The organism is Achromobacter sp. D7-1, assembly GCF_059760445.1.
The window spans coordinates 1-10,487 of the sequence record NZ_JCBAMT010000139.1; the positions used below are offsets into that span (position 1 = coordinate 1).

The 10,487-nt window shown below is 65.5% G+C and carries 12 protein-coding genes; 11 read left to right on the forward strand and 1 reads right to left on the reverse strand.

Going from position 1 to position 10,487, the window contains the following annotated elements; genetic code table 11:
* The 11 genes from AC6LKD_RS31720 to AC6LKD_RS31770 all read left to right on the forward strand — a co-directional run.
* A partial coding sequence (locus tag AC6LKD_RS31720; protein WP_498118462.1) for a hypothetical protein occupies positions 1-414 on the forward strand: 414 nt, incomplete at its 5' end.
* Positions 411-1,010 carry an RNA polymerase sigma factor RpoE gene (gene rpoE, locus AC6LKD_RS31725; protein WP_013392230.1) on the forward strand — a complete coding sequence of 200 codons (600 nt, stop codon included), beginning with the start codon at positions 411-413 and terminating at the stop codon, positions 1,008-1,010. The genes AC6LKD_RS31720 and rpoE, both read left to right, overlap by 4 nt.
* Before the next feature lie 12 nt (positions 1,011-1,022).
* Positions 1,023-1,532, forward strand: a complete 510-nt coding sequence (locus AC6LKD_RS31730) for a sigma-E factor negative regulatory protein (protein ID WP_013392231.1) — start codon at positions 1,023-1,025, stop codon at positions 1,530-1,532.
* The gene (locus tag AC6LKD_RS31735) at positions 1,532-2,614 is read left to right on the forward strand and encodes a MucB/RseB C-terminal domain-containing protein (RefSeq protein WP_013392232.1); all 1,083 of its coding nucleotides are present in this window, start codon (positions 1,532-1,534) and stop codon (positions 2,612-2,614) included. The genes AC6LKD_RS31730 and AC6LKD_RS31735 overlap by 1 nt, the downstream gene beginning before the upstream one ends.
* 40 nt (positions 2,615-2,654) lie before the next feature.
* On the forward strand, positions 2,655-4,139 hold the full coding sequence (locus AC6LKD_RS31740) for a DegQ family serine endoprotease (protein ID WP_013392233.1): 1,485 nt from the start codon (positions 2,655-2,657) through the stop codon (positions 4,137-4,139).
* A gap of 199 nt (positions 4,140-4,338) precedes the next feature.
* Positions 4,339-6,132, forward strand: coding sequence for a translation elongation factor 4 (gene lepA / locus AC6LKD_RS31745; RefSeq protein WP_013392234.1), 1,794 nt, complete (start codon positions 4,339-4,341; stop codon positions 6,130-6,132).
* 22 nt (positions 6,133-6,154) lie between these two features.
* Positions 6,155-7,039, forward strand: coding sequence for a signal peptidase I (lepB, locus tag AC6LKD_RS31750; protein ID WP_498118463.1), 885 nt, complete (start codon positions 6,155-6,157; stop codon positions 7,037-7,039).
* 2 nt (positions 7,040-7,041) lie between these two features.
* Entirely contained in the window at positions 7,042-7,803 is a 762-nt protein-coding gene (gene rnc, locus AC6LKD_RS31755) for a ribonuclease III (RefSeq protein WP_013392236.1), read from the forward strand.
* A complete protein-coding gene (gene era, locus AC6LKD_RS31760) occupies positions 7,800-8,690 on the forward strand; it encodes a GTPase Era (RefSeq protein ID WP_013392237.1) in 891 nt (296 codons plus the stop codon). Before rnc ends, era begins: the two co-directional genes overlap by 4 nt.
* Entirely contained in the window at positions 8,683-9,270 is a 588-nt protein-coding gene (recO, locus tag AC6LKD_RS31765; RefSeq protein WP_207470133.1) for a DNA repair protein RecO, read from the forward strand. The genes era and recO overlap by 8 nt, the downstream gene beginning before the upstream one ends.
* Positions 9,271-9,288: 18 nt before the next feature.
* Positions 9,289-10,197 (forward strand): LysR family transcriptional regulator, encoded by a 909-nt coding sequence (locus tag AC6LKD_RS31770; RefSeq protein WP_013392239.1) that lies wholly within the window; start codon positions 9,289-9,291, stop codon positions 10,195-10,197.
* Between the two features lie 17 nt (positions 10,198-10,214).
* Here the strand turns inward: AC6LKD_RS31770 and AC6LKD_RS31775 are convergent.
* A partial coding sequence (locus tag AC6LKD_RS31775) for a pyridoxal-phosphate dependent enzyme (protein ID WP_498118464.1) occupies positions 10,215-10,487 on the reverse strand: 273 nt, incomplete at its 5' end.

Here is a 10,487-nt window from a genome sequence, read left to right on the forward strand (position 1 = left end):
GCGCTGGCCGCCGCTGGCGGCAGCGCGCTGATGGCCGCGTCCTGGCACGGCATGGCATGGGCGGCGGGCACGGCGATCGCGCTGCTGCTGGTCCTGGCCGGGCTGTTACACTCGGCACGGAGCAGCCTGTCCCCTGTATCCGCCTTGCGCGCGGCAGCCGGGGAAGGGCGCTGGCAGGTACGCCTGCCGCAAGGCTGGCAGGACGCGAGACTGTTGCAGGAACAGCGCGGTCCGCGCTGGCTGACGCTCACTTTGCAGCCCTTGCCCACCGGGAGTACGGCCTTTACCAACAGCACAATTACCCTCACCGTCTGGCAGCGGACGTTGCGACCTGAGTCCTGGCGGCGCCTGTGCCTGCTGGCCGGCGCGGCGCGTCCCGCCCGTCCGGCGGCCCGCCTGCGGGAGGCGTCATGAGCGAGCGCGAAGTCGACGCTGAGCTTGTCGCGCGCGTCCAGCGGGGCGACAAGAAGGCTTTCGACCTGTTGGTGCTCAAGTACCAGCGCAAGATTCTCCGCCTCTTGGCCCGCATGATCCGCGACCCCTCGGAGATCGAGGACGTGGCCCAGGAGGCCTTCATCAAGGCCTACCGCGCTTTGCCCCAGTTTCGGGGCGAGAGCGCCTTTTACACTTGGTTGTACCGGATCGCCATCAATACGGCGCGCAACTGGCTGGCCTCGCAGGGCCGGCGCCCCAGCGCGCCCAATGCGATAGAAACGGAAGACGGTGAAACTTTTAACGAAACCGACAACCTAACCGATATAAGCACGCCGGAATCCATGGTCGCCAGCCGCGAAATCGCCGAGACGGTGAACGCGGCTATCGAGGAATTGCCTGAAGAATTGCGCACCGCAATTGTCCTGCGTGAAATCGAAGGTATGAGTTACGAAGACATCGCCCAAAGCATGGATTGCCCTATCGGTACGGTGCGCTCCCGCATTTTTCGTGCGCGTGAAGCCATTGCCGTCAAGTTGCGTCCGTTGCTAGGCACCGATGCCGAGCGTCGCTGGTAAGGAGTGGCAGTCATGCAAACAGCAGCCAAATCCGTTGTGATCGCCGAGGCCTCCTGGGAGGAATCGGTTTCCGCCTGGATGGACGGAGAAGAATCCGACGACATATTTCCCGGTTTGTTGTCCCGCGAGGGGCGCGAGACCTGGGACACCTATCATCTGATCGGTGATTCCCTGCGCAACGCCGATCTGGCGCTGACCCCCAGCGCGGCCTTCCAGGCCCGCCTGGCACGGGCGCTGGACGCGGAATTGCCCATTGTTGCGGCGCCTCGGCGCCGCTCGCCATTGCGGGTCGGCCTGTCCGGCCTGGCCGTGGCCGCGGCGGTCGCGACCGTTGCCTGGGTGGCGCAGCCTTACCTGACCGGCGAACCGGCCACTGAGGTGCGCGTGCTGGCTGATGCCAGCACCACGCCGGCTGCGAGCGCCGAGGATACGGGCCTGCGCGACTATCTGGAGGCGCATCGCCAGATGGCCGGCCCCAGCGCCGTGCGCCAGGTGTCCTTCGACACCGGAGTGGGGCGCTGATGGCGTTGGTGCTTCCCTCGCGTTGGCCGGTGCTGGGTCGGGCCGCCACGCTGCAGGCCCACCGCGCCGGCTGGTTTGCCGCCACGCTCCTGACCGCTTTCCTGGCCGCGCATGAACCCGCGCGCGCGGCCGATGCCGCGCCTGCGGCCGCCGACGACGTGGTCCAGCTGCTGACCCGTATCCAACAAGCCGCCCGCAAGCAGGACTACGCGGGCGTCTTCATGTACCAGCAGGGCGAAACGATCCAGTCCTCGCGCCTGGTGCACGTCATGGACGGCACCGGCGAGCGCGAACGCCTGGAAATCCTCGACGGCCAGCCGCGCGAGTACCTGCGCCACAACGAAGACGTGCAGTGCCTGATCCCCGAGCGCAAGACCGTGCTGCTGGAGCGCCGCCGCGGCGACCGCTTCCCCGGCCTGCTGCTGGGAGAAGCGGCGAATCTGTCCGAGTTCTACAAGATCCGCGCCGAATCCGCGCTGCACCGCGTGGCCGGGCGGGAGTGCCGCCTGATCACGATTGAACCGCTGGACAAGCTGCGCTACGGCTACCGGCTGTGCGCGGACGTCGAAACCAATCTGCTGCTCAAGGCCCAGACGCTGAACGCCGCCCGCGGCGTGGTCGAACAAGTCTCGTTCACCTCGCTGCGGTTGGGCCCGGAAGTCGATCCCCAGTTGCTGACCTCGCGCTGGAGCACGCGCGACTGGAAGGTGCTGGAGCCCTCGATGAAGCCCGTGGACCTGGCCGCCCAAGGCTGGCGCATTCCGGCGCCCAAGGGTTTCAAGCCGGTCATGCAGGTGGCGCGTTCGATGGGCAAGGGCGTTACGGTCAACCAGATGGTATTGTCCGATGGACTGGCGGCCATTTCCGTGTTCATCGAGCCCTACGACAGCCAGCGCGGCCACCGTCCTCCCCACGGCGCCGCGCAACGCGGGGCGATCACCGTCTATGGCACGCGCATCGCTGATTTCTGGCTGACCGCCGTGGGCGAAGTGCCCGTCGCGACGCTGGAACAGCTGGCGCAAGCCACTGAATATGTGCCCGCCGCGCCTGCGGCAGCAACGCCCCCAGCTGAGCCCAAGTGATCGGCCAGCTGCGGCAAGCAGCAATTTCGGAGTAACACTTATGAAAGCAATGACAGTGTCGAATGCATTTTTCCGGCGCTTTCTGGTGGCGGCCGCGGCCAGCGTCATGATGGCCGGCGCCTACGTGCCTGCTGCTGTCGCTCAGGCGTCGGCGGCGACGCTGCCTGATTTCACGAGCATTGTCGAAAAGGCCGACCCCGCGGTCGTCAACATCCGCACCACGGCCACGGTGCCGGTGCGCGGCATGGGGCCTGGCGGCGGCAATGATCCCTACGAACTGTTCCGCTGGTTCTTCGGCCCCGAATTCCAGCCTCCCGGCGGCGGCCAACCCGGCCCGTCGCAACGCCAGCGTCCGCAGCCTTCCCAGCCCGAAGAGCGCACCGTGCCGCGCGGCGTGGGTTCCGGCTTCTTCATTTCGGACGACGGCTACATCCTGACCAACAACCACGTGGTGGTGGACGCGACGGACATCTACGTCACGCTGACCGACGGCCGCGAGTTCAAGGCCAAGGTCATCGGCACGGATGAACGCACCGACGTCGCGCTGATCAAGATCGAAGCCAAGGACATGACGCCGCTGGTCATCGGCGATCCCAAGAAGCTCAAGAAGGGGCAGTGGGTGCTGGCCATCGGTTCGCCGTTTGGCCTGGATTCCACCGTGACCTCCGGCATCGTCAGCGCCATCGGCCGCGATACCGGCGAATACCTGCCCTTCATCCAGACTGACGTGGCGGTCAACCCGGGCAACTCGGGCGGTCCGCTGATCAATCTGCAGGGCGAGGTGGTGGGCATCAACTCCCAGATCATTTCGCGCAGCGGCGGCTTCATGGGCATTTCGCTGGCCATCCCGATCGACGAAGCCATGCGCGTCGTGGACCAGCTGCGGGCTACCGGCAAGGTCACGCGCGGCCGCGTCGGCGTGCAGATCGGCGAAGTGGGCAAGGACGTGGCCGAAGCCATCGGTCTGCCCAAGGCCGAGGGCGCGCTGGTCAGCAGCGTGGAAGCCGAAGGTCCCGCCGAGCAGGCTGGCGTGCAGCCGGGCGACGTGATCCTCAAGTTCAACGGCGAACCCATCAAGCGCTGGTCCGATCTGCCGCGCATCGTGGGTGAAACCAAGCCCGGCACGCGCGCCGACATGGAAGTGTGGCGCAAGGGCAAGAACCTGACCCTGTCGGTCAAGGTCGGCGAAATCCCGACCGAAAAGGCCGCCAACGCCAGCAAGAAGGGCGCGGCGCCGGTGCCGGAAGTCACCAACGCGCTGGGCCTGGGCGTGGTCGACGTGCCGGCCGACGTGCAGAAGAAGCTGCGCATCAAGGGCGGTGTCCAGGTCAAGGTGGCCGAAGGCGCTGCCGGCAAGGCCGGCCTGCAGGAAGGCGACATCGTGTTGGCCCTGAACGACACCGACGTCACGGGCGCCAAGCAGTTCGGCGAACTCGTGGCCAAGCTGGACAAGGGCCGCGCGGCCGGCCTGCTGGTGCGCCGCGGCGACCAGACGCAGTGGGTGGCGGTGCCGGCATCGAAGTAATGCCGGGCCCGTCCCCCGAGTTCGCAGAAAAAAGGCTCAAGACCGGCTAAAATGGCTGGTTGCCGCAAGAGGGGGCGCATGGCGCCCCCTTGTTTTGCCCGGGCCAGGCCCGTTGGCACCCTCCTCGTCAGCCGTGCGTATTCCGGCGGCGGTGTCTTCCGGCCCCGTGCCGAGTGTTCCGTCCCTTATAACTTCAAGCATGCAGCATATTCGCAACTTCTCCATCATTGCCCACATCGATCACGGTAAATCGACCCTGGCCGATCGCCTGATCCAGCGCTGCGGCGGATTGGCGGATCGCGAGATGTCGGCGCAGGTCCTCGATTCCATGGAAATCGAGCGCGAACGCGGCATCACCATCAAGGCCCAGACCGCGGCCCTGCACTACAAGGCGCAGGACGGCAAGGTCTACAACCTGAACCTGATCGACACCCCGGGACACGTGGACTTCTCGTATGAAGTCAGCCGTTCCCTGTCGGCGTGCGAAGGCGCGCTGCTGGTGGTGGATGCCTCGCAGGGCGTCGAAGCGCAGACCGTGGCGAATTGCTACACCGCCATCGAACTGGGCGTGGAAGTGCTGCCCGTGCTGAACAAGATGGACCTGCCGCAGGCCGATCCCGATGGCGCGCGCCAGGAAGTCGAGGACGTGATCGGCATTGACGCGTCGCAGGCGGTGCTGGCCAGCGCCAAGACCGGCATGGGCATCGACGAGATCCTGGAAATGGTCGTCGCCCGCGTGCCGCCCCCCAAGGGCGATCCGGACGCGCCGCTGCAGGCGCTCATCATTGATTCGTGGTTCGACAACTACGTGGGTGTGGTGATGCTGGTGCGCATCATCAACGGCGTGCTCAAGCCCAAGGACAAGATCCTGCTGATGGCCTCGGGCGCGACCCACCTGTGCGAACAGACTGGCGTGTTCACGCCGAAGTCGCAGCAGCGTCCGCACCTGTCGGCGGGCGAGGTCGGTTTCATCATCGCCGGCATCAAGCAGCTGGAAGACGCCAAGGTGGGCGATACCGTCACCCTGGCCAACAAGCCTGCCGCCACGCCGCTGCCCGGTTTCAAGGAAGTGAAGCCGCAGGTGTTCGCGGGCCTGTATCCGGTGGAAAGCTCCGAGTACGACCAACTGCGCGATTCGCTCGACAAGCTCAAGCTGAATGACGCCGCCCTGATGTTCGAGCCGGAAGTGTCGCAGGCCTTGGGCTTCGGCTTCCGTTGCGGCTTCCTGGGCCTCTTGCACATGGAAATCGTGCAGGAACGCCTGGAGCGCGAATTCGACATGGACATCATCACCACCGCGCCGTCGGTGGTGTATGAGGTCGAGCAGCGCGACGGTTCGGTGATCACGGTGGAAAGCCCGTCGCGCATGCCTGAAGTGGGCAAGATCGCAGACATCCGCGAACCCATCGTGAAGGTCACGCTGTTCATGCCGCAGGACTACGTGGGTCCTGTGATGACGCTGTGCAATAACAAGCGCGGCTCGCAAGTCAACATGAGCTACCACGGCCGCCAGGTGCACCTGGTGTACGAGATCCCGCTGGCCGAGATCGTGCTGGACTTCTTCGACAAGCTGAAGTCGGTGTCGCGCGGCTATGCCTCGATGGACTACGAGTTCCTGGAGTACCGCTCGGCCGACGTGGTGCGGGTGGACCTGCTGATCAACAACGACCGCGTCGATGCGCTGGCCGTGATCGTCCACCGCAGCAACGCGCGCCATCGCGCCCGCGACGTGGTCACGCGCATGCGTGGCCTGATTCCGCGCCAGATGTTCGACGTGGTCATCCAGGCCGCCATCGGCGCTGAAATCATCGCGCGCGAAAACGTCAAGGCGTTGCGCAAGAACGTGCTGGCCAAGTGCTACGGCGGCGACATCTCGCGCAAGAAGAAGCTGCTGGAAAAGCAGAAGGCCGGCAAGAAGCGCATGAAGCAGGTGGGCAGCGTGGAAATTCCGCAGGAGGCGTTCCTCGCCATCCTGCAAGTGGAAGACAAATAGAACCCGAAAAGGCGGTTAGCTGATGAGTTGGAACTTTGCCCTGATTCTTTTTGTTTTGCTGGTGTTGACCGGCATTATCTGGGTGCTTGATCTGGCAGTGCTGCGCAAGGGCCGCGAACGCCGGGCCCAGGCGGCAATGGCGCAATACGATACGGCCCTGGTCGGCGACGCCCAGGAAGCCGAGCGCCTGCGCCGCGAAGCCGGCGACGCCGCGCGCCGCATGCCGTGGTGGATCGAATACGCCGTCAGCTTCTTCCCGGTGATCCTGTTCGTGTTCATGCTGCGCTCGTTCGTGGTCGAGCCGTTCCGCATCCCGTCGGGTTCCATGCTGCCGACCCTGCAGTCGGGCGACTTGATCCTGGTGAACAAGTTCAGCTACGGCCTGCGCCTGCCGGTCATCGACAAGAAGGTCATCGAGGTAGGCAAGCCCCAGCGCGGCGACGTGTTCGTGTTCCGCTACCCCGTGGATCCGGACGTCGACTACATCAAGCGTGTGGTTGGCCTGCCGGGCGACGAGATCGCCTACCTGGACAAAAAGCTCTACATCAATGGCGAATTGGTGCCGCATGTGCGCGACGGCGACTACTTCGAACCGGACCGTGTCTCGTATATTGCGCAATATAAAGAGAAGTTGGGCGAAGTTGAGCACAAAATCCTGCTGGATGAGGGCAAGCCGCAGGAGTACAACGCGATGTGGCAATTTCCCAACCGCCAGAACTGCCAATACAGCCGTAATGGGGTACGCTGCAAAGTACCCGAGGGGCAGTTCTTCGCCATGGGCGATAATCGGGATAACAGCGCCGACAGCCGATACTGGGGCTTCGTTCCGGAATCCAATATCGTCGGGCGCGCGTTCTTCATCTGGATGAATTTCAGCGATCTCAGCCGCATCGGCCGCTTCAACTGATTATGTCGCTAGCCACGCTAGAAAACCGCCTGGATCACCACTTCAGTGATCCGGCATTGCTCGAACAGGCGCTGACGCATCGCAGCCACGGCGCGCGCCACAACGAGCGCCTGGAATTCCTGGGGGATTCCGTGCTGAACTTCGTCGTTGCGGCGATGCTGTTCGAGCGCTATTCCAAAATCGACGAAGGCGATCTGTCGCGCCTGCGCGCCAATCTGGTCAAGCAGGCCTCGCTGGCGGACATCGCCCAGCGGCTGGAGCTGTCGCAGTACCTGCGCCTGGGAGAAGGCGAATTGAAGAGCGGCGGCTTCCGCCGTCCTTCCATCCTGGCGGACACGGTCGAGGCCCTGTTCGGCGCCGTGTTCCTGGACGCGGGCTTCGATGCCGCACGCCGCGTGATCGTGCGCCAGTACCAGCCGGTGCTGGCCTCCGTCGATCCCAAGACCCTGGGCAAGGACGCCAAGACCTTGCTGCAGGAATTCCTGCAGGGCCGCAAGCTGGCGCTGCCGCTGTACACGGTGGTGGCCACGCATGGCGCGGCCCACAGCCAGCAGTTCGAAGTCGAATGCGCCATTCCGGCGCTCGAGATCAAGGTGATGGCGCCTGGCGCCAGCCGCCGCGCCGCCGAGCAATCGGCGGCCAAGCTGGCGCTGGAGGCCGCATTGGCCGTCAGCCCGGCGACCAAGGCTGCCCGCAAGTCGGGCAAGGCGCGCAAAACCGCGCAATTGTCGCTGCCGGTGGCAGTGGCTCAAGAGACTAAATGAGCGATACCCCTTTTCGTACCGGCTTCGTCGCCATCGTGGGCCGCCCCAATGTGGGCAAGTCCACCCTGACGAATGCCCTGATCGGTTCCAAGATTTCCATCGTGTCACGCAAGGCGCAGACCACGCGCCACCGCATCCACGGTGTGCTGACGCGCGAGCACGAACAGTTCGTGTTCGTCGATACGCCCGGTTTCCAGACCCGCCACGGCGGCGCCATGAACCGCATGATGAACCGCGTGGTCACGCAGGCCCTGGCCGATGTGGACGTGGTGGTGCATGTGGTGGAAGCCGGCAAATGGTCCGAAGGCGACGCCAAGCTGCTGCCGCTGCTGCCCGCGCCCGAACGCACCATCCTGGTCGTGTCCAAGATCGACGCGCTGAAGAACCGCGACGACCTGTTCGCCTTCGTGTCCAAGATCATGGCGCTGCATCCCTACGGTGCGGTGGTGCCGGTCAGCGCCACCAAGAAGCAGCAGCTGGATCAGTTGTTGGAAGAGATCGCGTCGCGTCTGCCGGAAGGCGAGGCGATGTTCGAGGAAGACACGCTGACCGACCGCCCCATGCGCTTCATCGCCGCCGAACTGGTGCGCGAGAAGATCTTCCGCCTGGTCGGCGACGAGCTGCCCTACGGCTGTACCGTCGTCATCGAACAATGGGAAGAGACCGCCAAGGGCGCCAGCATCAACGCCTGCGTGGTGGTCGAGCGCGACAGCCACAAGCCCATTCTGTTGGGCACGGGCGGCATGCACATGAAGCGCATCGCCACGGAGGCGCGGCAGGACATCGCCAAGCTGCTGGACAAGCCGGTGCACCTGGAGGTCTACATCAAGGTGCGCAAGGGCTGGTCCGACCGCGAGGGTGCGCTCCGCGATCTGGGCTATGAGTAGAAGGGCGCCTCGCGTCCAGGATCGCCCCGGATATATGTTGCACGCCACCGCGTGGCGTGAGACTTCCCTTATCGTTCAGACTTTCTCGCGCGATCATGGCTGTGTGGCCATGGTCGCCAAGGGCGCCAAGCGCCCGTATTCCGTGCTGCGTCCGGTGCTGTCCGCGTTCCAGCCGCTGCTGCTGTCGTGGACCGGCAACGGCGAGGTCAAGACCCTGACCCGCGCCGAGATCGCCGGCATCCGACCGCTGACCGGCACCGCGCTGATGTCGGCCTGGTACATGAACGAGCTGCTGCTGCGGCTGCTGCCGCGCGAAGACGCCCACCCGCTGCTGTACGACGCCTACGACTTCGCCTTGCAACAGTTGTCCGGCGGCACCCGCGCGGCTGGGGCGCTGCGCCGCTTCGAATGGACTTTGCTGCGTGAAACCGGCTATGGCGTGGACGAAGCGCCGCCCGATTTCGACGACCCAGCGATCGAGCCGGCGCTACGTCGCGACCTGCGCGAACGGCTGGCCGAAATCCTGGCGGGCCGGCCCTTGTCGACCCGCCGCGTGTTGATGGACCTGCAGCGCATCTGAGCGCATCGCGACCCGGCCATGACCTTCACGCTCAAGCAGGTCGAGACCTTCCGCACCGTCTATGAAACGGAAAGCGTCACCGCCGCCGCCAGGCGGCTGGACGTGTCGCCCGCCACCGTCAGCGCGACCCTGGCCGCGCTCGAAGCCAGCATCGAGCTGCGCCTGTTCGAGCGCGTGCGCCAGCGCATGCAGCGCACGCCTGAAGCGACCTTGCTCTATGAGGAAATCCGCCGCTTGAACGTCGGCCTGGAAAGCCTGGGCCGCAAGATCCGCGCGATCCGGGGCGCGGCGCAGCCGCGGTTGCGCGTCGGTTGCATCCATGCCTACAGCGGCGCGATCATCAGCGACACGATTGCGCGCTTCCGGACCCGCTATCCGGACACCGGGCTGTATCTGCAGATCCGCGACTCCAACACCTTGCGCGACATGGTGGTGTCGGGCGAACTCGATCTGGCGGCAGTCGCCGACGAGTCCGAGCTGGAAGGCTTGCGCGGGCACCGGCTGGCCAGCCTGCGCGCCGTGGCGGTCTTCCCCAAGGGCCATCCACTGGCGAGGCTGGAACAGGTTGAGTTTTCGCATCTGGCTGATGCGGACGTGATCGCCCTGAATGCCGAGGACGGTTCGCGCAAACGCCTGGACGCGCTGCTGGCGCAGGCGGGGCAGAGCCTGAAGGTGGCCATCGAGACGCCATACTCCAGCACGGTGTGCCAATTGGCGCTGGCAGGGCACGGCGTGGGCATCGCCAATCCGGCCACGGCGGTCGGCATGGCGGCCGCGGGCCTGAGCTATCGCCCGCTGGCCGCGCCGGTGCATTTCGAATGCCACATGATTCTGCATGGCAGCCGCCCCTTGTCCGAAGCCGGCAAGTTCTGGGCGACCTGCCTGCGCGGCGCGTTGGCGCCGCTGGTGGACAGCTTCGGCGTCTAGCGTCCTGTGCCGGGATGCTAGCCGCGGCGTCCGTCCGAGGTCACGATCAGCACGACCGAAGATTCCGCGTCCAGCAGGCCCGAGCGCCGCAGCCGGGACACGGCAGCCAGCGCCGCGGCCGACGACAGCTCGGTCGCCAGACCCATGCGTTCCAGCCGCTGCTGCGCTTGCGCGGCCGCCGCGTCTGATACTTCCACGGGCGTGCCGCCGGATCGCGACAGAGCTTCCAGCGACTGCAGCGTGCTGGTGCTGCCCGCGATCGAATACTGGTCCGTCACGCCGTCCCATTG